This window comes from Alphaproteobacteria bacterium (genome assembly GCA_016124955.1).
GTDB lineage: Bacteria > Pseudomonadota > Alphaproteobacteria > UBA9219 > RFNS01 > RI-461.
The window spans coordinates 190,084-213,177 of sequence record WGMR01000008.1 but is presented as its reverse complement, the minus strand read 5'-3'; the positions used below and the strand labels follow the sequence as shown (position 1 = coordinate 213,177).

The window sequence follows — 23,094 nt, the reverse complement described above, 5'->3', positions numbered from 1 at the left end:
CGGCGGGCAACCGTTTAACTCTCTTACCCTTCGCGCCGGGGCAAGCCCCCCGCCGCGCGTGCCTCGTCCCCTTCGTCTAGAGGCCTAGGACACCACCCTTTCACGGTGGTGACACGGGTTCGAATCCCGTAGGGGACGCCACCCAGGTATGAATCTGAGTACCGCGTTTTCGACCTCAATAGCGCCATTGGCCGCTACGAGGTTGGCCATGGTTTTATTCTCCCCGCGCAGTTTCAGGAAATCGCCCTGGATGCTGATTTCGCTGAGCGTGGCTTGAAGGTAGGCGCGGCTGAAGGGCGTCGATGCGGTAAAGCGTTTATTGATGGTACGCGCCACGGCCTTGATCTTCTGCGGCGTGAGCGTTTGCAGCGGGGTCTGGTGCTTGCGTTGCAGGGTCGCCAGTTCCGCTGTGATCGCCTCGCGGCGCATCCCGTGCTGCTGCACCCGAATTTTCAGGCGGTCGTCCAGTGCGAGGACTCCTTTTTCAACGGCCTCGAACAGCTTGCTTTCGGCCTGTTCGATTTCCTTCAACTCGGTTTCAAGTTTCTTGGCGCGCTGCCGATCCTCGCCGCCGTGGCGGTTCATGTGTTTGCGGTAGGTGTCGATCACGTCACGGATATATTCGGGCGTATAGACCTTGTGCCTGAACGCCTCCATGACGAGGCTTTCCAGCTTATCGACCGGGTACCCTCCCGTTCTTCGGCGGCTTTTTCTTCCGCGATAATCAACCGTTCTTCTTCCTCGATCTCTCTCAGAATCTCACCCATGTAAGCCAAAAGCAACTGTGTTTCGGCGGGGCGCAATCTGAGGCCAGGTTCCTTGGGCTTGAATACAAGATTGATGACAAACTGCTGTTCTGGCGATGGCGACTCACTCATGGGCTGTCCTCCTATGGTTGGTTGATAAGTGCTGGGCTGAAATAAAAAAACGCCTCTCTCCGCAGAAAGAGGCGTCAAACGCCGAGACTATCTCTCGACGGAATCACTCACGCCCGCTGGCAATCTTTTTGTGGCCGCACACGGCCACGGAAGCCCAAGCCGCCTTCAGGTGGCGCAGGGCGCAGCAAGCCGCCGCGCCGAGTTCTTACGCGGCATCACGGCGGTGGAAACCGCTTTCTGCGTCCTCGCGGGAAGGTATTATTTCCTACAATGTCTTTGGTCTTTTGCTCTGCGGGGGGGGGGATTTGCCAAACCTGGCTCTCCTAATACAAAGATAATTATCTCACCCGTCCCGCCTATACTGTGGTTCCGGCTAGACCGCAAAATCCTGTCTGATATAATCCATTGTATCCTCCTGTCAGAGCGCGGGCAGTTCCGGCTATCTTGAACAGCGCGGTGTCTTCGCTGCTGCTGGCCATAAAGCAGGAAGTTGAGGACAGAGGTTGGGGAAGTCAGCGCATGCCGGTAAGTGCCTCAAGTCCAAGTATTCCGCTTCTAGGTTCACGGCGAGAAGCTTATGCGGCTTTGTATGGGGTCTGTGGCGGCGAAGTCGTCACCAGCTCGGACAGTCGCCAGAGCGCATTTGGTTATGCCATGCCCGATGCGCATATGTATGTGCTGAATGATCAGCCGATGCTAGATGCCCTTGCCGTTGTAGGTGCCGCTCCGCGCCTGTTCGGCAATAAGCAAATGGTGCCGGGGGTGAATGTTTTGAGGAATGAAGTCAGGTTAGCGGCTTAATAGAAACAATTTGATTGACCACAGCCTCGACACAATCATCAACAAGCAACCCAAAATCCTGACTATTAAAAAAACACGGTAATTCAGTGCAGGCAAAGAAAACAGAAGTAACTGCATTATTCGCCTTATAGTTGGCGACAAGGCGTTTGATATAATCTTTGCTCTTCGGTGACAGCTTTCCGAGTACCATCTCCTTGATAATGATAGTGTTGATCTTCTCCTGCTCTTGGTCGTTGGGCTTGATGCAATGGTGGAGCCTTTCCTTATCTTTAAAATACAACCTGTCCGACATGGATAAAGTGGTGCCTAGCACCAGTGGCTTACCTTTGGTGTGCTGCAAGTGATTGACGGCGCTATCGACCATATTGATGAAGGTTGCCTTGCCGGTATCTACGCGGTCCATGACAAGGTGCGAGGTATTAGCGGGCATCCAGACAATTTGAGCGCCGCCCTGCACAAGTTTCTTAAATCCATCCGATAGCAAAGCAACCCAGGCATCGGTATTATTCAGATTCTGCACATGCTGGATTAAAGGCTGTGCATACATGAGAAGATGCGGGCTGACGTAATCGCCATATTTCTCGTAAAACCTCTCCGTCAGCCTTCTGTAAGCCAGAGCTGCCCCTTCTGGAGTCACCGCAAGTGAGCCAATCGGCGACGGCCCGCGCGCCCCACAAGCTTCCGGTATAGCGGTTGCCTTGCCGGTAACCCTGCCCGTTGCGGCCGAAGCGCAGATAATTAAGCGTCTGCGCGCCCCATGACCAATTCCCGGCTTCGCCCGTATAGGTCGCACCGAGAATAGGGTCGAACGTGCCGCTGCCAAGCTGCATGTTATAAGGCATGCGGTATGTCATGGCGTGATGGTTGGTGAAAGTTTCACCCGCCGAACCGGTTGGCAAGCTTACACCTCCGTTCAAATGAAAACGGTGGCTGGCGCCGCCGCCTTCGCTGCGCCAGACACTATAAAGCGCCGTCAGCTCGGTATCGCCGAAACCGCTGATTTCATGCTCGTGCATATGCGCATGCATGCCGTGCGATTTGTGCAGCATGCTCATTTGCATAAATTGCGGCATGACCATCAGCGTCAGATCGTCCGTCACGCCATACATCAGCTCGAACATATGCATGTCCATCACCATATCGAGCGGCGTTTCGCCGTAGGTAGCGAGCACACTGGCGTCGGAAACGCTTTCGGTGCCGTCGCGCAGCCCTTTCATGCTGGTGCGCCGGTAATGATAACCGGCCATCCATTCGCCCTTTTTATGCAAATGATCGCCCATCACGCCGATGGGGGCATGGGCATTCGGACGAGGGACGGCGGCGGTATCAGTGTGGGCCTGCGCGGCCATGGCCGGCAGGATTGCAAGCGCGCATGCGCCTGCGAACAACATGTTTCGCATGGGTCTTCCTTTGGAATGTATGGTTGGAGCGGGCGCGCCGCGCCCGCCGGTCTTCAGGCCGTGACCGCAGCGGGCGGGGAGCGTGTGCGCAACCGCTGCCAGGCAAGATCGCGCGCAACTGGTGTGCGGGCGGCGGGGTAAATCGTGGTCGCGGGGGCTTCGGGCGGCGCCAACGCAGCAAGCGCGGGCGCCGTGCCGACGCATTTGCCATGCACCGCCACATAGCAAAGCGGGCATTTATATTTTTTGTCGGGCTGCTGCTTGGCCTTGCCGTTCAGAAGATCCTGAAGGTTGACAAAACGCAGGCCATTGCCGGTGCAGATAAGGATCTTTTCGCCATAGAGCGACGTCAGAGACCCGGTGTTCGCCCGCGCGGGCACCTGATAGGTCGCGAAGAAAGGCAGCATGACCTGCAAAAGCAGGGCCATGGCCGTAAGGGTGGGGACGAATCTGTTGCGTCTGAGCAGCTTCATGATTTTGTAATTATATTACGCACCCTTGTTGCGGGCAATATGCCACGCGCCCTTCAGAAACAGGCAGGAGACTTTATCCCTTCGCGGCAAAGCCGAAGATGCTTTTCTTGCAATTGTATAAGCAATTTTTGGTCAAAAATCTTCATTCCCAGTTCTTCATAGTCTTCCGGCAACACCTGCCTGCCGCCAAGCTCACGCAACAAATGCGGACCATGATAGAGCTGGCGCTCAAGAGTATCGTTCTGGGAAAAGAAAAACGCGGTATAAAAAGCAAGGAACAACGCAGCCATCGCCGGCGACGCGCCGTCCACCCGCGCCCTGATTGGCAGCCTTATCCTGTCGAAACAGGGCGCAAGGTAATTGAGCACCGGCACAAATATGATTTTATCGAACAAGGTCGGCTTCCCCATCCACGAAAGCAGCGCATAGGCGAAGATGACCGAAAGCCCATAGCTTATCCCGAACAGCAGCTGGCCGATTTTGGTTTTCGGGGCCGTCGCTGGGTCGGTAATCAACAAGGTCAAAGCGAGGAATATGTTCGGGTGCACAAGGCTCGGCATCAGCGGCACATCCGTTAAGACAAGGCTCAGGGCATTTGTCGCAATCAATGTCGCGAACGCGCCAAATGCCACAAGCGCCACGCGCGCCGCGAAAAGCGAAACGGCGCCGACGATAAAGATATACGTGAAGAAATGCGGAATAATTTCAAACGAAGCGACGATCGTAATGGTGTGGAGCGCATACAAATATTCGAATGCGATGGCACCCCAGATCACGACCGCCATAGCGAGCGCCGAAGGGTTGAAGATATGCGCTTTCCGCCCGCCCATAACCCTTGTGATAAACGCCTTGCCGAGCACCGCGCCCGCCACCATCAGCAGCTGCGCCCAGAAAAAATCGTTCTTGAACCAGACAAAGAAGTTGATGCTGAAAACAATAGGCAGCACGGAAAGATCGAGCGTAAAGCGCCCGGACCGCGCCAGTGAAACCGCCATATGTATCAGGTAGCCGAAAAGAATCTGGCAGACGATCAAGGGCGCCTGATCGATCACGCCTGCGTAATAATAGCCCCAGTAAGCGTATATCGACAGATGCACTATCACTTGCACAAGGTGCACCATCTTGAAGCCTAGCCCGGCAAAACCTTGCCGCAACAACGCCCGGTTGCGTAGAAAAATAGCGCCAAGCGACAAAGCCAGCAGGATATTGCCGCCTGCCATGGCATAGAACACGCCGCTTGACGCCTGCACCGAAGGAAAAAACAGCGGCAAGCACGAGGCGCCCAGAAACGCCAAAGCAAGCAGCGGCATTTTGTAGGCCAGTGTGGTTTTTGAAATCATGACAGGGCTATATATGACAGCTTCCGCCGCCGCGTTTATCAAAATATTTCTGGTGGTATTCCTCGGCCCGCCAGAAAGCCGGCGCAGGTTCGATCACCGTAACGACCGGCTGCTTGAACCGGCCCGATTGCTCTGCGCGTTGCGTGATCGCGCGCGCGATACGCTCCTGTTCCGGTGAATAGAAAAAGATGGCGGAACGGTACTGATCGCCCACATCCGGGCCTTGCCTGTTCAGCTGCGTCGGGTTGTGCATGGTGAAGAAAAATTCCACCAAGGCTTCATAGGCTATCTGCTGCGGATCGAACCGCACATGCACTACTTCGGCATGGCCGGTGCCATGGTTGCACACATCTTCATAGGTCGGCCGTTCGGTCTGGCCCCCGCTATAGCCGACCGCGGTTTCCAGAACACCCGGCTGCTTTGCGAACGCAGACTCAACGCCCCAGAAACACCCCGCACCGAACATGGCTTGTTCTGTCATAGCTGCTTCTTTATCCTGATAAACGGGCACATATTACAATGTCAGCATTACAAGATTGGCAAAATATCGTACATGTCTATAAAATACGCAATTCATTTTTCGAGCATATAACAAGGAATAATGTTATGAACGGCGCGGCGCCAAACGGGCGTGAAAAAATATTTGCAGCCATTGGTTATGGTTCCGGCGCCGCTATTGTCGGCATGGGCGGCGAAATAACCGGGTTGTTCGGCGCTGCCGCGGCGGCAACTTTCAGCCCCTTTGCCATACCCAGCCTCATCGTGTTTGCGCTTGCCACGACCTTCTTCACTAAAACAGTTCTTGAATTCGGAAAACTGTCTGCGCTCGATAACGCGCGGCGCGGATTTTTTATTCTCGCGGGCATCGCCAATATGGTTGCATATTCCGGGCCCGCAGGCGCGGGAGCAGCACTGGTTTTCTGGGCAATCGCTTGCGGCGCTGAAATCGGCAAGGATGTCGGCACATACTGGGCCCGGCGCAACGAATTGCGTTAGCTGCCCTGTGCGATATCCTTGGGCCGCACGAAATGCACCAGCGTGCCGCAACCCTGCCTTACATCCTTCCATGTATCCACCGGCAGGTCGGCGATCATGATGCTGCCCGGCGGGTAGCCGCCGACAAGGCGCGCGCGCTGCTCCATATCGCCATGCCCGACAAGCCAGTGCGCCATGTCGGCCATCACCGGGTTATGCCCGACAATAACAACCGATTCCGCTTCCGCGGCATTGACCATCAGGGCGGCGAGAATATCGTTGATCGAGCAGTGATAGAGCGTCTGCAGTTCGATACGCTTGCCCGCGACGCCGGGCAAAACAATATCGGCCGTCATGGTTGTGCGTTTTGCGGGTGAACAGAGCGCGAGATCGAACCTGATCTTTCGCTGCCGCAGCCAATAACGGACCATCGGCGCTTCGCTTTCACCCCGTTCGTGCAGCGGGCGGGAAAAATCGTCGCCGCCCGGCTGTTCCGGGGCGGCCTTGGCATGGCGCAGCAACGCAAGACGAAGCATATGTTAACCACCTGATATCATTGCTATACATTTTTTAACGTTGCTTATGTTCTAATATATAGACAGGAACATTGATAGCCCATCCTTGCCCATGCCAGACAGCCCAGCAACCCCACCCTCAGCAGCGCCGGAACGGGCGATAAGCCATGACGCGCCGGAACGCTTTATCAACCGCGAGCAATCGTGGCTGGCTTTCAACCGGCGCGTGCTTGAAGAAGCGATGAACGAACGGCACCCCCTGCTTGAGCGGGTGCGCTTCCTCAGCATCGCCGCCAGCAACCTTGATGAATTCACCATCGTGCGCACGGCGGGAATTGAAGCGCAGATGGAAGCCAAGGTGCCGCTGCGCACCGACGACGGCAAAACGGCGGCGCAGCTTCTGGCTATGGCCAACGAACTGACGCGCGCGCTGATACAGGATATGCAGGTCACGTGGCACGGGTTGCAGCGCGCGCTGGCGCGTAACGATATCCTGATCGTGGAGCCGGAAGATCTTTCGCTCGCTGACCACGATTGGCTGTTGCAGCATTTCAAAAGCAATATTTTGCCGCTGCTGACGCCGGTCGCGGTCGATCCGGCGCACCCCTTCCCCTTCATTCCCAATTCCGGCGTGGCGCTGGCGCTGCATCTGTTCGACCCGGCGGCGCGCGAAAAGATGATGGCGCTGATACCGCTCCCGATGCAGCTCGAACGCTTCATCCGCCTGCCGCAGCATGACGGCGAGGCAACCATCCGTTTCGTGCTGCTCGAGCACGCCGCCATGTGCTTCCTCGATCAGCTATTCCCGCAGTTCGAAGTGCTGAGCCACGGCGCTTTCCGCGTGCTGCGCAACAGCGAGATCCAGTTCGACGAAGATACCGATGATCTTGTGCGCCATTACGAAACCGCGCTGAAGCGGCGCTATCGCGGGCGCGTGATCAGGCTTGCGGTCGCTTCCACCATGCCGGCCGAGCTGCGCGAATTTCTGTGCGACGAACTTGATGTGCCGCCCGAACGCATGGTGGTCAACAGCGGTACCATCCGCCTGGCCGATGTCAACAAGATCATCACACCCGACAGGCCCGATTTGCTGTTCCCGGTCTTCAAGGAACGCTTTCCCGAACGCATCCGCGAACACAGCGGCGATTGTTTCGCCGCGATCCGCGCCAAGGATATCATCGTCCACCACCCGTATGAAAGTTTCGATGTGGTGGTGCAATTTCTGCGGCAGGCGGCGCGCGACCCGAACGTAGTGGCCATCAAGCAAACGCTGTACCGCACCAGCAAGGATTCGCCCATCGTCAAAGCGCTGATCGAAGCGGCGGAAGCGGGCAAGAGCGTGATCGTGATGGTCGAGCTCAAGGCCCGCTTCGACGAAGAAGCCAACATACGCTGGGCGCGCGATCTGGAGCGCGCGGGCGCGCAGGTCATGTTCGGATTCGTCGATCTAAAAACCCATTCCAAGATATCGCTCGTGGTCCGGCGCGAAGGCGAAGGCCTGCGTTCCTACGTCCATCTCGGCACCGGCAATTACCACCCGACCAACGCCAAGATCTATACCGATCTTTCCTACTTCTCGTGCGACCCGGTAATCTGCGAAGACACCGTGCATATCTTCAACTACATGACCGGCTATGCCACGCCGCAGGGCCTCGGGAAGCTGATCATATCTCCCACCGGGCTGCGGCAAACGCTGGAACAATTGATCGCGGATGAAATCGCCCACGCCCGCGCGGGCCGTGCCGGGCAAATCTGGGCCAAAATGAACGCGCTGGTTGATCCGGCCATTATCGACAGGCTTTACGAAGCTTCATGCGCCGGCGTGCAGATAGACCTTGTGGTGCGCGGCGCATGCTGCCTGCGCCCCGGCGTTGCCGGCCTTTCCGAAAATATAAGGGTAAAAAGCATCGTCGGCCGCTTCCTTGAACACAGCCGCGTCGTCTGCTTCGGCAACGGGCAAGGCCTGCCTTCGGCGGAAGCCAAGGTTTTTATTTCGTCGGCTGACTGGATGCCGCGCAACCTCGATCGCCGCATCGAAACGCTGGTGCCGATCGAAAACGCAACCGTGAAACAGCAAGTTCTGGAACAGATTATGGTCGCCAACCTCAACGACAGACGGCAAAGCTGGCTTCTGGAACCGGATGGCAGTTATACAAGGGCGGCCGATGATGGCACCGGCTTCTGCGCCCATGATTATTTTATGAACAACCCCTCCCTTTCGGGCCGGGGCAGCGCGGACGAGGCAAAAAGCATGCCCCCGCAGCTTATTTTTAATCGGGATAGACTGGGCTAGAAGATAAGGCGATCTAATTCCACCTGTCTTTTCCCTTGCTGTGCATACTATGCAGGCCTTCAAAATAGCCTTCCAGCCCTTTTAGCTTCGCCGTTTCCACCTTTTTAAAAAGGGTTGTTTGACGGTACACATCTATCTTGGAGAGTTGATCATTGTGTTTAGCAAACTCAGGAAAGTATTTTCCTGCATCGACGGGTTTATCTTTCCATCTTGTTGATTGCCCATACTCCTCGAATCCAAATAAACCAACAGCGCGGCGCAACCCTGCAAGGTTATAGAAAGTTGGACTAGTTGCCTCATAGGGAGACGTTTCGTAGGTAAGGTATGCAACAATCGGAAAATCATGAAATACATCAAGAATCGAGGTTTCAAGTATTACAGTTCCCCCTTCACGCATGGATTGCGCAACCTGCCGCAGCCCCCAAAACGGGGATTGCAAATGGTACAAGACACCACAAAAGAAAATAATGTCGAACTGCCCGAGATCATGTCGGTCCAGTTCGTTAAGATTGCACTCAATCAACTTAATAGATGAGTTTTTGAAGGGAATAACAAAGTTCATCAAACCCATGGAGCAATCGTTATCGATGCCATAGACCTCGCTTGCCCCCATCGATTCCGCATAAAGAGCCATGGCACCATCACGGCACCCAATATCGAGTACACGTTTGCCCTTGAAATCAAGCTGCTTGCTGACTTCCATGATAGGGTTAACAAGAGTGTGTGCGTGCGGAAAACAATCCGTTCTAACGCCAGGGACAATTTCGATATCATGATAAAAGTGGTATTTTGATACTTCCTTTTTGATCTCGCCCTTAATCCCCTCGGGATCACTATCGTAGGCTGCGCGCAACGCCTTTGCACGCTCGGCAGCTTCTTGATCATATTGCCTTGGATGCACGTGAGAAACCTTTCTAAATAAAATACGAATCGGGATTTATCATATTGCAAAAAACTTTTAATTGTCCATTTCTATTGCAAGCATATATCTGAAAGGCGGCCTGAAAGTATCGTTAATGCCGCCGTATTCGATACACTGCACAAAATGCAGCCCCAGAACGGGCACATAATACGCCGTTGTCGCCCCCGAAAAGAGTACGGTTCCTGAAGAGGGCGTAAAGTTCGTTGCCGGCTGATAACCGGAGCCATTGGGCGATGTAGCATCAAGTGCAGATTGCATGGCAAATCCCGAAGTTCCTACCGTAAGATTTCCTTGCATAGGCGCGACAATAATGCTTTGCCCTAAACCATCAACAAACGTGATCCGGTTGCTGGTGGAATTGTTGCATGCCCTCCATGCGCCTGTCGTGTAGCTATAGTTGGCGGTACTATCTCTTTCCACCGAAACAAGCCTTACACGATTGTATGCATTGTAAAGGCCAACAATGTTGTTCGTCCCGCCAGCAGCTTGGCCGGGAAACATATTCATCTGCGTCTGCCCGTTCGCCGTCGCATACATAGTGCCCACATAGGTGCACTGGTTCGCCGAACAAGTGTAGGTCGATGATGTTGTATCGCACTTCGCCGTCCAGCTGCCCGAATTGGTCCATATGCCATTTTGCATGACGATTGCACTGGCGCGCGCGGTATCGCTGCTCCAGGCCGGGCCGGTGCAAAGCTGCGCGCTGCCGGAATTGTTGCGGATGACAAGATCAAACAGCTTACCCGATTGCTGATAGCCGGTGTGGCCGGAATCGCTATCGAGCGCCAGCGAGATTTGCCCGCCAAGCGCATATTCCGACCAGTTTGTGCCGTCATAAATCGGCACAAGGTCCCCCACAAAAGCGGCGTAATAAATCGTCGTCGCGGCGTTTACGTCCGCGATCATCACAGGCGTATTGCTGGAAAGCGTAAGCCTGCCGCCCGGCGCGTGTGGCGCAGGGTTTTGGTTCAGCTTCAGGGATGTAATATTCGCAACCCCGTTTACATCGAGCGCCGCGCCGGCAAGCGGCGCAGCAGTGCCAATCCCTATGGCCCCGTCAGTCGTAATCCGCATCGCTTCCACCTGGCTGCCGGTGTTGAAGATGATGGCGTCGGAAGTGCCGGTGCCGGAGGTGCTCTCAAGCGTCAGCGTGGAAGCTGCGCCCGTGCCGCCGATCACCAGCGGCACGGTGGCCGAGGTCGTAATCGTCGGTGTCGCAATCGTGGGTGAGCCCGAAAACACGACGCTCGTAGTGCCGGTCGTGCCGCTAACCGTTTCGCCCTGTATGGCGGCCACAGTGGTGGCGAGCACGCCGCCCGCCGTGGTGACATCGCCCGTCAGAGCGGGGAATTGCCCGGCCGGAAGGGTCGCGTTGGTCGCAAGCACGCCCGAAGCGTCCGTCGTCACCACGCCTGCGGCATTGAGGTCCGAAAGAGTCACCGCGCCGGTAATGCCGAGCGTATCGCCCAGCGTCGTCGCCCCGGTTACGGCCAACGTGTCGCTGAGCGTTGTGGCGCCTGTAACGCCAAGCGTACTGCTCAATGTTGCCGCCCCGGTAACATCCAAAGTGCTGCCGAGTGTCGTTGCGCCTGCGGCATTGAAGGTTCCGTTCAGCTCAAGCGTATGGGAAACAGTGCTTGTGCCGATCCCGACATCGCCTTCCACAATCAGCCCGTCCGTCGGCGCCGCAACCGCCCCCGCATAGCCGGTGCCAATTGCGACCGCACCGGAAAAATCGGCAGAGTTAGCGTGGGCAGCAGCAGGCATGAAGGCCAGCGCCAGCACAGCGAAAGTTAGACAGCTCCGGTCCTTCCTCATGGTGTACCTCCTGATATGACTCTCAACCCGGCTCATTGCGTGCAGTATTCCGTGACGATGACGATGCCGCTGCCGCCGGCAGCACCGGCATAAAAGCCACCATTTCCTGGACCTGAACCGCCGCCACCGCCGCCTTTACTACCTGTCCCTCCTGTGCCGCCGCCAAATCCGCCACCGTTGCCACTGCCACCAAAATAAGAAGGGCCGCCATTGCCGCCAGGTCCAAAGTTACCAGCCCCCCAACCGGCCATGCCAAATCCTGGCATCCCGGGGTTGCCGGTAGTTGCAAAATCGGCCGTTCCCGTATTGCCTCCTGCGCCGGGATTCGACGGAGCATTTTGCCCGCTGAAATAGCCTGTTGCGGCTCCACCAAAACCGCCGCCCGCCGTGACCAAAGACCCGAAACTGCTGGTGCCTCCATTACTACCAATGACTCCCGTACCCGCGCTACCTGTTGCTCCGCCGGAACCACCGCTTCCAATAGTGACCGCTTGAGATGCGCCTATCGTGGCCGCTGTAAGGATACTTCTGGAATATGCGCCGGATCCGCCGCCCGTACCGCCGATCGAGCCATGTCCAGATGACGAACCACCCCCGCCGCCGCCGACAACCTCCACAATCGCATATGCCATGCCGGTTGTGGGCGTATAGGTGCCGCTGCTGGTGAAGGTCTGGACATGGACGCTCTTGATCGCCCCGCCGCCGCCACTCACGGCATCATCGACATAGGCGGTGGTGGCAAGCTTGGTTGAATTATCGCTGGCACTTTGCGTTGTCGCCGTCGTTCCGTCCGGAAGGTCTGTATCGGACGATAATTCGCCGGATGAACTATTCAACACAATGCCGGCAGTCGTGAATGCCGGGATAACCACAGCGCCGCTGTCCGGCGCAAGGATGACATTGCCGCTACCGGCGGTTTGCAACGCAAGCACGCCGCTGCCCTGCGTTGTCAGCATAAGCCCGACATTCGTATCGGTACCAAGCGGCGCGATTAACGGCGTATTGCCGGTGGTCGCGCCCAGAACCTGCACCCCGTTCACGACCCCGCCGGCATTGTCACCGACATACAAAACGGGCTGCGAGGAAGCGCAGGCGGGCGCCGCCAGCAAAGATACGGCAAATAAAACAGGCAGAATATGTAAGGATTGGGCCGAGAAATCTTTTAACACCGGTTGCCGAGGCATTTTGCACCTTCCGGGCCAACACAACGATTCTCGAGTTCATTCTACATCATCCAGTGAAACCGTGGAAGCGATGCTTGCATGCGCACGTGCATTTTTTTCAAAAACAACTTGTTACCCGTTTTAACTGGCTGTGACAGGCGGCGAAAAACGGTGGAAAACTTGTTGGGATAATTGCCATCATGCATACGAAGGTCTAGTTTGTGCAAAGCACAATCGGCCCGAATCGGGCACCAACGAAAGGCCCGCTATGGCGAAAACCATCCTGCGTCCCCCCGAACCTCCGGCGTCGCTGCAAAACATCCATCAGGAAATCTATCTCACCCGCCCCATTGCGATCATCGATATCGGTTCCAACAGCGTGCGCATGGTTGTTTATCGCTGGTACAACGGCAAGCCGGTGCTTGAGTTAAACGAAAAGAAGTTCTGCGAGCTGGGCTCGTTGCTCGATATCGTCGCCCCCAAGGCCGGGCGCAGCTACAAGCTGCCGAAGCGCGGCAAATCCATGGCGCTCGCGACGCTGAAGGAATTCGCGCGGCAAGTGAAGGCCCGCGAAATCCCCGATTGCAACGTTATCGTAGTCGCGACCGCAGCCGTGCGGCTTGCGTCTGACGGCGGCGATTTTGTCAAGGGCATTGCCCGTCAATTCGGCTGGAACGCCCGTGTTTTAAACGCCACGACGGAAGGCGTGCTGGCGGCGCGCGGCGTGCATCTGGGGTTGCCGAAGGCGCGCGGCCTCGTGGTCGATGCCGGCGGCGGCAGCATGCAGATCACAAACCTCAATGCCGTGCTGCGCAAGGGCGGCGGCACGCAGGAGGTAGCGGCGCTGCCACTTGGCGCGCTGGCGCTGCACAACAGCATGAAAACCCGCGGCGCGAAGGAAACCGCCCGTATTATTGACCAGTATTACGCCCGCATCGCCTGGCTCGGGCGCAACCGCAAACATCTTGTGTGCGTCGGCGGTACTTTCCGCAAAATCGGCAAGCTTTACCTTGTTGCCCGGAAGAAAAAGGACAAGCTGCACGGCCACACGATCGCATGCGCGCCGTTCGCAAAATTCCTGAAAACGCTTGCGGCGACCGATCCGAAAAAAATGAACAAAAAGATCCCGCGCCGCGGCAAGGCCATACCGGGCGTCGCGCTCGCGCTTTTGCGGCTCATCAAGCTGACCGGCGCGAAAACCATAACCTTCTCGAAACTGGGCCTGCGCGAAGGCATCATCTGCAAGATGACGGAACAGCAAACGTCCTTCGTCAAAAGGCCCGTTTCATCGGGCAGGCACATGAAAACTGCCGCCATCATCCCGAGCAGGGATATTAATTCCGCTCTGCGGATCCAACTTTAGCAAGCGCGACGCCCCGCTTTTCGAGCTTGAGCGCCAGTTCGCCGTGCTTGAGCTGCAGCGCCAGTTTCCCGAACATTTCGTGGCGCCAGCCGTGCAGGGCGGGAACGTCCGCATTGTCGTTCGCCGCGATATCTTCAAGATCGTCCGTGGTCGCAATCAGTTTGGGCGCCACGCCGTGCTGTTCGCATACGTGCTTGAGCAAGACCTTGAGCAGATCAACGGTCGGCCCGATCCATGAAGGCAAAACCCGCTTGCCCGCGCCCGGCGGGCATTGATCGGATGGCACGGCCTGCGCGCGTTCGACCGCGGCCATCAGCTCCCTGCCCTGCCGCCCTTCGGCAAAATTCTGGCTAAGCCCGCGCGTGCGCGCAAGGTCGGCCGTGGTGGCCGGTGCATGGTGCGCGATTTCCAGCAATGTTTCGTCCCTGATCACGCGTTGGCGCGGCACATTGATTTTCTGCGCCTCAGCCTCGCGCCACGCCGCCAGCTCCTTCACCAGCGCGCGCACGCGCGGCTTTTCGTTGCGGAGCTTCAGCCTCTGCCACGCGGTTTCCGGGTCCATGCGGTATTTGGCGGGGTCGGAAAGCTGCGCCATTTCTTCGGTCACCCATTCGGTGCGGCCGTTTTCCGCAAGCTGTTCGCGCAGTTTTTCATAAACCACGCGCAGATGAGTCACGTCGCCGAGCGCGTAATCGATCTGCTTCTGGCTTAGCGGCCTGTAGGCCCAATCGGTGAAACGGCTGGATTTGTCGATCCGCGCGCCCGCAAGCTTGCCCGCAAGCGATTCATAGCTCGCGGCCTCGCCGAACCCGCAAACCATCGCCGCGATCTGGCTGTCGAACAGCGGCGCGGGCACCTTGCCGGTCAGGTTATAGAAAATTTCGATATCCTGCCGGGCGGCATGAAAAACCTTCAGGATGGAAGGGTCGTTCATCAGCCCCAGAAGCGGCGCAAGGTCGATACTCTCCGCCAGCGGGTCCACCGCCACGGCGGCGTCTGGCCCGCCAAGCTGGATCAGGCAGACCTTGGGCCAATAGGTCCGTTCCCGCATGAATTCGGTATCGACGGTGACAAAATCCGCCCCCTTAAGGCTTTGGCAGAAGGCGGCAAGCTGTTCAGTGGCGGTTACGAGGGTCATATTGGCGGGGTTTCAGGCTATATTCTTGACAAAACGGGGCATTTCGAGTGCTCTCTGGCGCTTAACCTAGCATGACGAGTTACCGGATGCACCCATATCGTACCCATAACTGCGGCCAGCTCCGCGCCAGCCATATCGGCGAGACCGTCCGCATTTCCGGCTGGGTGCACCGCAAGCGCGACCATGGCAGCCTCGTGTTCGTCGATCTGCGCGATCATTACGGCCTGACCCAGTGTGTGATCGACCGCGAAAGCACGATTTTCCCGAAGGTCGAGGCGGTGAAAAACGAAAGCGTGGTCACGGTCACCGGCAAGGTGGTCAAGCGCCCCGACGAAACCCAGAACGACAAGCTGCCCACCGGCGCGGTCGAGCTGGATATCGAAGCGTTCGACGTGCAGGGCGCGGCAGAACCGCTGCCCATGCAGGTGAATGCCGATGCCGATACGGGCGAAGAAGTGCGGCTGCGCTACCGCTTCCTTGATCTGCGCCGCCAGAAGATGCAGGAAAATCTTATCCTGCGCTCCAACGTCATCGCCTCGATCCGCCGCCGCATGATCGAACAGGGTTTCCACGAATTCCAGACGCCCATCCTGACCAGCTCGAGCCCCGAAGGCGCGCGCGACTTCCTGGTGCCAAGCCGCCTGCATCCCGGCAAGTTCTATGCGTTGCCGCAAGCCCCGCAGCAGTTCAAGCAGTTGCTGATGATCGCGGGCTATGACCGTTACTTCCAGATCGCGCCCTGCTTCCGCGACGAAGACAGCCGCGCCGACCGCAGCCCCGGCGAATTCTACCAGCTCGACCTGGAAATGAGCTTCGTGACGCAGGAAGACGTGTTCGCGGCCGTCGAGCCCGTGATGCACGGCGTGTTCGACGAATTCGGCGGCTTCCGCCGCGAAAAGAAGCCGGAGGTGACACAGGCGCCATTTCCGCGCATCCCGTACGATGAAGCGATGCTCAAATACGGCTCCGACAAGCCCGATTTACGCAACCCGCTGCTGATCACCGATGCGACCGAGGTCTTCAAACGCCCGGATGTCGAATTCCGTGCCTTCCGCGGCATCGTCGATGCCGGCGGCGTGGTGCGCACCATACGCGCGCCCGGCGTCGCGAGCCAGCCGCGCAGCTTCTTCGACAAACTGAACAGCTGGGCGCAAGGCCTGGGTGCGCCGGGGCTTGGCTACATCCTGTTCGAAGGCGGCGCGGGCAAGGGCCCCATCGCCAAGTTCGTGCCCGAAGCGGCGCAGCAGGATTTGCGCAAAATCACCGGCTGCGAGGACGGCGACGCCGTGTTCTTCGTGTGCGACAAAACCGATGCGGCCGTGAAAATGGCCGGCGCCGCGCGCACCCGAATTGCGCAGGATATGGATATCGTCGAAAAGAACGCGTTCCGCTTCTGCTGGATCGTCGATTACCCGATGTTCGAATATGACGAAGACCGCAAGAAGATCGATTTTTCGCACAACCCGTTTTCGATGCCGCAAGGCGGGCTCGAAGCGCTCGAAAAACAGGATCCGCTCACGGTCAAGGCGTATCAGTACGATATTGTTTGCAACGGCGTAGAGCTTTCCTCGGGCGCGATCAGGAACCACGTGCCCGAAATCATGTACAAGGCCTTCGGCATCGCCGGTTACAGCCGGGAGGATCTGGAGGAACGTTTCGGCGGCATGCTTTCCGCGCTCAAGCTCGGCGCGCCGCCGCACGGCGGTTCCGCGCCCGGTATCGACCGCATTGTGATGCTGCTGGCGGAAGAACCGAATATCCGCGAGATCATCGCCTTCCCGCTCAACCAGCAGGCGGAAGATTTGATGATGCAGGCGCCCAACAGCGTCCCGGTTGAACGGCTGCGCGAGCTGCACATCCAGCTCAAACCGCCGCCGGTGAAGAAAGCTTCATAATTTTTTGAAACAAGTTTTCTCTACCGCAGCGCCTTTGCGCGTGTCTTTTGCGCATAAAGCTTCAGATCGGCCGAGCTGAGCAGCGTTTCCGGCACGTCCGTCCCGGTATAGACAGAAAAACCGAAGCTGGCGCGAAGCGGCAGTGTGCGGCCCTGCCACTGCATCATGCGCGTGTTGAAGGCGCGTTCAAGCTTGGTGGCGCGCAAAAGGCCGGTGGCGGCCTCGACGCGGGTCAGCAGCACGGCAAATTCGTCGCCGCCGATACGGGCCACAACGTCGCTTGAGCGCACTTCATGCGAAAGCGTCGCCGCGACCGCCTGCAGATAGGCATCGCCGGCAAGATGGCCGTAGGTGTCGTTGATTTTCTTGAAGCCGTCGAGATCGCAAAGCACGAGCACGCCGTTACCGGCCTTGTCGCGCGAAGCAACCGCAAGCTCGCGCTTCAGTTCGCTCATCAGCCCGCGGCGGTTCACGAGGCTTGTCAGCTCGTCGGTCAGCGCGAGGTTTTCAAGCTGCTTGATGCGTTTTTGCTGTTCTTCGATCAGGCGTTCGGCCTGCACCAGAACTTCGCGCGCTTCGTCGATGTTGTTGAGCGCGGCCGGGTCGAATTTGGACAAAAGCCGGGTATCGAGCAACCCGCCTGCCAGTGCCGCCAGCTTGCTGCTGCGTGCCGTGGGTTTGTTCGTAAGCGATGCCAATCTGTTCATTTCAAAATCTCCCGCCGTGTAAAATACCTTCCTTGGCTGCTTGCATTGCAAGAGCCGGGCCAAAGTCCAATATATTGATTCATATAGAAAATATGCCTGTTTTGGCCGCACGCGGGGGGTCAAAAGATTCCGCCCCGCACACCATAGAACCGGCACAGCGGCATTTTTTGCCGCCGCCCGCCGATTCGCGGTTTTTCGCGCCTTTGGCTGCTGGCCGCCATAACAAAGTCGAAGTTACCGGGAAAGTATGTTAACCCGGTAACGGTATCCTGAAGGCCGTTATCAGCCCACCCAAGCCCGAGGCACCGCGTGTTCAAATTCATTTTGCCTGCCGTTCTTGCCCTTTCCTGCCTTGGCGCACCCGCGCATGCGGCAGTCGCCAGCTTCGCGCCGCACCGCGCGATTTACGATATGAAGATGGCTTCGGCCCGCAACGGCAGCTCGGTCGCCGGGGTCGAAGGCAAGATGTTTTTTGAATGGGCCGATGCGTGCGACGCATGGATCATCGACCAGAAACTCCAGCTCAAATTCTATTACGCCGAAGGCGATGTGGTTGACCGGGTTTCTTCTTTCTCCACATGGGAAGCCAAGAACGGCAAGCGATACCGCTTCGCCACCCGCAGCCTCAGCAACGGGCAGGAAACCACCAATTTGCGCGGCGAAGCGGAACTCGGTAAGGATGGCGGCGAGGCCACCTATCACCTGCCGAAGGAAACCAGCATAAAACTGCCGGCGGGCACGCTGTTTCCCTCCGCCCACACATTCGAGGTTCTGCGCGCGGCCGACGAAGGCAACCGCTTCTTCAAACGCACGATCTTCGACGGCAATGACGAAGAAGGCATGATCGAAACCAGCGTCTTCATTTCCCCCAAGATCGAAGACACTGCCGCGGCCATGGCCGATAAGGATTTAAAATCGAACGAACTGCTGAAGCAGCCGAGCTGGCCGGTCCGGATGGCCTTTTTCCGCCCCGATGGCGAAACCGGCGAACCCGATTACGAAATGGACATGCACCTGCTGGCCAACGGCGTCGCTTCCTCCATGGTCATCGATTACGGCGATTTTGTCCTGACCGGCACACTGTCCGAACTTGAACCCCTTGCCCGGCCCGGCTGTTAGGCCCATTTCTTAAGGCGCGGGCGCATACGTAATCATTTATTAACCGGAAATCGCGATCTTATAGGTACGCATCCCTTCTCTTTCGTCATGCCCAGAGCGTTCCATGGCAGAAACGGCCACGCCCACCCGTAAGCGTAAGCTCGTGTTGATCGTTGAGGACAACGAACTCAACATGAAGCTGTTCCGCGATTTGCTCGAAGCCCACGGCTACGCCACGCTGGAGACGCGTGACGGCATGGAAGCGCTCAAGGTCGCGCGCGCGCATACTCCCGATCTTATTTTAATGGATATCCAGCTGCCGGAAGTTTCGGGGCTTGAAGTCACCAAGTGGTTCAAGGAAGATCAAGGCCTGAAACATATTCCCATCATCGCCGTCACCGCCTTCGCCATGAAGGGGGACGAGGAAAAAATCCGCGCCGGCGGTTGCGAAGGTTATATCGCCAAGCCTATTTCCGTGAATAAATTTCTTAAAACCATACAACAGTTCCTGGAATAAGTGGTAACCTGATATCCCATGTCCGGCCGCATCCTCATCGTTGACGACAATCCGCTGAACATCAAGCTGCTCGCTGCGCGCTTGACGCGCGAATATTATACCGTGGTCACCGCCACGGGTGGGCGCGAAGCGCTCGATATCGCGGCGCAGGACCCGCCCGATATCATCTTGCTCGATGTCATGATGCCGGAAATGGACGGGTTCGAGGTTTGCGAAAGCCTGCAGAAAAACCCCGTCACGTCCCACATCCCCGTCGTGATGGTGACGGCGCTGACCGATAACGCGGACCGCGTACGCGGCCTTGAAGCGGGCGCGGCTGATTTTCTCAGCAAACCCATCAACGACATGGCATTGCTGGCGCGCGTACGCTCCTTGCTGCGCCTCAAGCTGATTATGGACGAATGGCGTTTGCGCGAAAGCACATCGAAGCAAATGGGCGTGACGCAGGAAACGCTGCGCGAACTCGATATCAGCGATGCCAACATCATTTTGCTCGAAGATGACCAGCTCGATAACACCCTGATCACCAACACGCTGGCCGATCTGCCCGCAACCACCCGCTGCGTACAGAACGTTGCCGCCGCGCAGCAAATGGCGGCCGACGGCGCCTGCGACCTTGTGATCGTCAGCCTGAACCTGAATACCGATGACGGATTGCGCCTGTGCCCCGTACTGCGCAGCCAGGAAACCACGCGCCACGTGCCCATTCTGCTTTTGGCGCATCAAAGCGATATCGGCAAAGTAGCCAAGGGGCTTGATCTCGGTGCCAACGATTACCTTCTGCGCCCGATCGAGGTCAACGAGCTTACGGCGCGCGTTCGCACCCAGCTACGCCATAAGCGAAGCTATGATAAGCTGAAAAGCAATTACCAGAACAGCCTGTCTATGGCGCTGACCGATCCGCTGACCGGCGCATTCAACCGCCGCTATCTCGACCACCATTTGCCGCAACTGATCGAACATTGCCAATCGACGCACAAGCCGCTTTCGCTTCTGCTTGTGGACGCCGACCATTTCAAAAGCGTCAACGACAAATACGGCCATCAGGCCGGCGATGAGGTGCTGAAGGAAGTCGTGCTGCGCGTCACCAACGGCGTGCGCGCCGTCGATTTCGTCGCCCGCTATGGCGGGGAGGAATTCGCCGTGGTCCTGCCCGAAACCGATCTGCAGACAGCACGCGCCATCGCCGACCGTTTGCGCGCCCGTATCGCCGACCAGCCGGTCACATTGCCGGAAACGGCGGGCAGCATAAACGTGACCGTCAGCATCGGGCTTGCCTATATAAAAGACGATCAAGATACCCAGGCCACGCTGGTGGCGCGCGCGGACGAGGCCGTCTATAAGGCCAAACAAACGGGGCGCAACCGGCTTATTGTGGCCGAAGCCTGAAATTGTTATCTATCTGTCATGTTATTTAGGCCTTTTGCAGGAAGCGATTGATGCTGCGCCACGGACTTGCCGCGCTCTTTGCCGCCGTGTTTTTGTTGCTGCCCTCGCATGCGGGGGCGCAGGCGGTTGATGTGACCTTTGCCGATACCTATGGCCGTTACCCGGCCAACCCGAACCCCATGGGGGATGTTTTCGTCGGCATGGATATGGGCACGAACTTCATGCAGCTTTCGGGCGACGTATTTGATAACACGGGGCTGGACAGCTACGCGCTTTCGCAAGATATGTTCAACGGCGCCGTGCAGCCGGTCTTTTCCGGCTATCGCCCGCTGTTCCATAATTTCAGAAATCCGCTGCCTGTCCCGGCGGAGCCGCTGTTTCACTATCATCAGTAGTTGCACATCGAACATGGTTCATGCACTAGCCGCCGCGCGGCCACCCGCAAACGACCAGATCGCCCCGCTGCCCGCCGCAGCCTTCCCGCTTGGCGTAGAAGCCATCGCGTTCAAGCAACGTTTTTACCCGGATGTTCCGCTGGCCGATTGGAACGATTGGCGCTGGCAGCTGCGCAACCGCATCAAATCCCTGCCCGCGCTGGAACGTGTGTTTGTTTTGTCCGGCGACGAACGTGAAGCCGTAGCCCGCGCCGGTTCGCTGCCGCTCGGTATCACGCCCTATTATGCCGGCCTTATGGGGCTGGACGACCCGCAGGAACCGCTGCGCCGCACCCATATCCCCGTCATGAACGAATATACGGTCGCACCGGGCGAATCGGACGACCCGCTGGGCGAAGACCCGGATATGGTCGCGCCCGGCCTCGTGCATCGCTACCCCGACCGCGCGCTGTTCCTCGTTACCAGCTTCTGTTCCACCTATTGCCGTTACTGCAATCGTTCACGCATCGTCGGCAGCAGCGACCGCACCTTCGCGGTCAAGGAATGGGAGCAAGCGCTTGCATACCTGCGCGCACATACCGAAGTGCGCGATGTCCTGCTTTCGGGCGGTGACCCGCTGACGATTGCCGATGACAAGCTCGAATGGCTTTTGGGCGAACTGCGTGCCATCAAGCATATAGAATTTTTGCGGATCGGCACCAAAGTGCCGGTCGTGCTGCCGCAACGCATCACGCCGCAGCTTGCCTCCATGCTACGGAAATTCCATCCGCTATGGATGAGCATACACATCAACCACCCGCGCGAACTGACGGCGGAAAGCACTGAAGCCCTTGTGCGCCTCGCTGACGCCGGCATCCCGCTCGGCAGCCAGACCGTGCTGATGAAAGGTATCAATGATGATATCGCGATCATAAAACCGCTGATGCACGGCCTGCTGAAGAACCGCGTAAAACCTTATTATCTGTTCCAGATGGACCCGATCACAGGCTCGTCGCACTTTCGTACGCCCGTCAGCAAGGGGCTGGAAATCATTGATGCGCTGCGCGGCCACACAAGCGGCTATGCCGTTCCGGTATTTGCCATCGATGCGCCGGGCGGCGGCGGCAAGGTCGCGCTCGTGCCCGAACGCATCGCGGGCCGCGACGGGGATTACCTGATTCTGCATAATTTCGAAGGCGCCGAATACCGTTATTACGACCCGGCCGGTACGGTCGGCACAGTCCAAAAACATGCCTGATTTTTTTATTTGCCCTGCTTCAAACCGGTAACTTGTTAGGGTAATTGATGAAAATGGATTGTTTGCGGTGCACCAGACAGGCATAACAAAAAAGCTGGTGAAATCACTTGCCACTACAGTAATACAAACTTATAGTCCGGCTATTAAGTGAACTAGGGCAACCGAATCACATGACAAGCGCCTTTTCTGCTCTTGATTTTCAATCCGACTATCTTCACTGGCGCGATAGCGTCACCAGCCGCGATATACCGGCGATCCGCGCCATGCTGCAGGCGACCGCCAATGTTAAACCGCAGGAAATCGAAAATGCCGCCATCCACGCAAGGGATGCGATGGAAAAAGGCACGCAAAGCGATTTCCACTTTACGCTCGCCAACTATAACGGGGAGCTGATCGGCTTTGCATGCTACGGACGCATCGCCGATACACAAAACCGCTATGAATTGCGCTGGATCGTCGTCCATCCGGATTGGCAGGGTTGCGGTGTTGGCCGCATGCTGATGCGCCAGGTGGAACACAAGGCGAAGGCGAAGGGAGCCCTGCGCTTCTATATCGAAAGCGCAAGCCGCCCCAAGGATATCACCCGCTGCTTCTACGAACGGTGCGGCTACAGCCGCCAGGCCGAGCTGGAAGGCTTTTACAGCGATGCCGTCGGCAAGGTTATCTATACCAAAGACCTGTTCGAAGCTGTGCAAACCAGCCTGAACGACGAAGTCGATAGCGCCGCCTGATAGGCTCTGCGCCGCCGCCGCCGTCCGGAACTGGCTTTTTTGCCCC

At 57.5% G+C, this 23,094-nt stretch carries 21 protein-coding genes, 1 tRNA gene and 1 pseudogene; 14 read left to right on the top strand and 9 right to left on the bottom strand.

The window, feature by feature from the left end:
- Positions 1 to 65 precede the first annotated feature (65 nt).
- From GC131_08635 to GC131_08625, 3 genes are all read left to right on the top strand, one after another.
- Positions 66 to 141, top strand: a tRNA-Glu gene (locus GC131_08635).
- 132 nt (positions 142 to 273) lie between these two features.
- Positions 274 to 771: a hypothetical protein gene (locus tag GC131_08630; protein ID MBI1274129.1), complete on the top strand. Its 498-nt coding sequence runs from the start codon at positions 274 to 276 to the stop codon at positions 769 to 771.
- A 551-nt stretch (positions 772 to 1,322) separates the two neighbouring features.
- Positions 1,323 to 1,679, top strand: a complete 357-nt coding sequence (locus GC131_08625) for a hypothetical protein (protein MBI1274128.1) — start codon at positions 1,323 to 1,325, stop codon at positions 1,677 to 1,679.
- On the opposite strand, the gene GC131_08620 is transcribed toward GC131_08625, so the two are convergent.
- The 4 genes from GC131_08620 to msrA all read right to left on the bottom strand — a co-directional run bounded on the left by GC131_08620 (position 1,663) and on the right by msrA (position 5,373).
- Positions 1,663 to 2,472, bottom strand: coding sequence for a hypothetical protein (locus tag GC131_08620; GenBank protein MBI1274127.1), 810 nt, complete (start codon positions 2,470 to 2,472; stop codon positions 1,663 to 1,665). The two genes, GC131_08625 and GC131_08620, sit on opposite strands and share 17 nt — an antisense overlap.
- Positions 2,183 to 3,316 (bottom strand): hypothetical protein, encoded by a 1,134-nt coding sequence (locus GC131_08615; GenBank protein MBI1274126.1) that lies wholly within the window; start codon positions 3,314 to 3,316, stop codon positions 2,183 to 2,185. The genes GC131_08620 and GC131_08615 overlap by 290 nt, the downstream gene beginning before the upstream one ends.
- Positions 3,317 to 3,605: 289 nt before the next feature.
- The gene (locus GC131_08610; GenBank protein ID MBI1274125.1) at positions 3,606 to 4,892 is read right to left on the bottom strand and encodes a hypothetical protein; all 1,287 of its coding nucleotides are present in this window, start codon (positions 4,890 to 4,892) and stop codon (positions 3,606 to 3,608) included.
- 7 nt (positions 4,893 to 4,899) lie between these two features.
- Entirely contained in the window at positions 4,900 to 5,373 is a 474-nt protein-coding gene (msrA, locus tag GC131_08605; protein ID MBI1274124.1) for a peptide-methionine (S)-S-oxide reductase MsrA, read from the bottom strand.
- 125 nt (positions 5,374 to 5,498) lie between these two features.
- On the opposite strand from msrA, the gene GC131_08600 reads away from it, so the two are divergent.
- Positions 5,499 to 5,888: a hypothetical protein gene (locus tag GC131_08600; protein MBI1274123.1), complete on the top strand. Its 390-nt coding sequence runs from the start codon at positions 5,499 to 5,501 to the stop codon at positions 5,886 to 5,888.
- Here the strand turns inward: GC131_08600 and GC131_08595 are convergent.
- Entirely contained in the window at positions 5,885 to 6,403 is a 519-nt protein-coding gene (locus tag GC131_08595; protein ID MBI1274122.1) for a histidine phosphatase family protein, read from the bottom strand. The two genes, GC131_08600 and GC131_08595, sit on opposite strands and share 4 nt — an antisense overlap.
- 91 nt (positions 6,404 to 6,494) lie before the next feature.
- Between GC131_08595 and GC131_08590 the strand changes: the two genes are divergently transcribed.
- Positions 6,495 to 8,675 carry an RNA degradosome polyphosphate kinase gene (locus GC131_08590; GenBank protein MBI1274121.1) on the top strand — a complete coding sequence of 727 codons (2,181 nt, stop codon included), beginning with the start codon at positions 6,495 to 6,497 and terminating at the stop codon, positions 8,673 to 8,675.
- A gap of 13 nt (positions 8,676 to 8,688) precedes the next feature.
- On the opposite strand, the gene GC131_08585 is transcribed toward GC131_08590, so the two are convergent.
- Both GC131_08585 and GC131_08580 read right to left on the bottom strand, forming a co-directional pair.
- Positions 8,689 to 9,576, bottom strand: coding sequence for a DUF1698 domain-containing protein (locus GC131_08585; GenBank protein MBI1274120.1), 888 nt, complete (start codon positions 9,574 to 9,576; stop codon positions 8,689 to 8,691).
- Positions 9,577 to 9,633: 57 nt separating this feature from the next.
- Entirely contained in the window at positions 9,634 to 11,415 is a 1,782-nt protein-coding gene (locus tag GC131_08580) for a hypothetical protein (GenBank protein MBI1274119.1), read from the bottom strand.
- A gap of 99 nt (positions 11,416 to 11,514) precedes the next feature.
- Here GC131_08580 and GC131_08575 point away from each other — a divergent pair.
- Positions 11,515 to 11,613 (top strand): annotated as a pseudogene (locus GC131_08575) (energy transducer TonB).
- Positions 11,614 to 12,846: 1,233 nt separating this feature from the next.
- Entirely contained in the window at positions 12,847 to 13,941 is a 1,095-nt protein-coding gene (locus GC131_08570) for a hypothetical protein (GenBank protein MBI1274118.1), read from the top strand.
- Here the strand turns inward: GC131_08570 and rnd are convergent.
- Positions 13,913 to 15,079 carry a ribonuclease D gene (rnd, locus tag GC131_08565; protein MBI1274117.1) on the bottom strand — a complete coding sequence of 389 codons (1,167 nt, stop codon included), beginning with the start codon at positions 15,077 to 15,079 and terminating at the stop codon, positions 13,913 to 13,915. The two genes, GC131_08570 and rnd, sit on opposite strands and share 29 nt — an antisense overlap.
- A gap of 86 nt (positions 15,080 to 15,165) precedes the next feature.
- Between rnd and aspS the strand changes: the two genes are divergently transcribed.
- Entirely contained in the window at positions 15,166 to 16,974 is a 1,809-nt protein-coding gene (aspS, locus tag GC131_08560) for an aspartate--tRNA ligase (GenBank protein ID MBI1274116.1), read from the top strand.
- A gap of 20 nt (positions 16,975 to 16,994) precedes the next feature.
- Here aspS and GC131_08555 read toward each other — a convergent pair whose 3' ends face one another.
- The gene (locus GC131_08555; protein MBI1274115.1) at positions 16,995 to 17,681 is read right to left on the bottom strand and encodes a diguanylate cyclase; all 687 of its coding nucleotides are present in this window, start codon (positions 17,679 to 17,681) and stop codon (positions 16,995 to 16,997) included.
- A 309-nt stretch (positions 17,682 to 17,990) separates the two neighbouring features.
- Here GC131_08555 and GC131_08550 point away from each other — a divergent pair, with 309 nt between their 5' ends.
- The 6 genes from GC131_08550 (at position 17,991) to GC131_08525 (ending at position 23,048) form a co-directional block, all read left to right on the top strand.
- Positions 17,991 to 18,800, top strand: a complete 810-nt coding sequence (locus GC131_08550; protein MBI1274114.1) for a DUF1849 family protein — start codon at positions 17,991 to 17,993, stop codon at positions 18,798 to 18,800.
- 103 nt (positions 18,801 to 18,903) lie between these two features.
- A complete protein-coding gene (locus GC131_08545) occupies positions 18,904 to 19,296 on the top strand; it encodes a response regulator (GenBank protein MBI1274113.1) in 393 nt (130 codons plus the stop codon).
- 18 nt (positions 19,297 to 19,314) lie between these two features.
- A complete protein-coding gene (locus GC131_08540) occupies positions 19,315 to 20,685 on the top strand; it encodes a PleD family two-component system response regulator (GenBank protein ID MBI1274112.1) in 1,371 nt (456 codons plus the stop codon).
- Between the two features lie 50 nt (positions 20,686 to 20,735).
- Positions 20,736 to 21,080 carry a hypothetical protein gene (locus tag GC131_08535; GenBank protein MBI1274111.1) on the top strand — a complete coding sequence of 115 codons (345 nt, stop codon included), beginning with the start codon at positions 20,736 to 20,738 and terminating at the stop codon, positions 21,078 to 21,080.
- Positions 21,081 to 21,093: 13 nt separating this feature from the next.
- Positions 21,094 to 22,317: a KamA family radical SAM protein gene (locus GC131_08530; GenBank protein ID MBI1274110.1), complete on the top strand. Its 1,224-nt coding sequence runs from the start codon at positions 21,094 to 21,096 to the stop codon at positions 22,315 to 22,317.
- 170 nt (positions 22,318 to 22,487) lie between these two features.
- Positions 22,488 to 23,048: a GNAT family N-acetyltransferase gene (locus tag GC131_08525; protein MBI1274109.1), complete on the top strand. Its 561-nt coding sequence runs from the start codon at positions 22,488 to 22,490 to the stop codon at positions 23,046 to 23,048.
- The last annotated feature ends 46 nt before the right edge of the window (positions 23,049 to 23,094 follow it).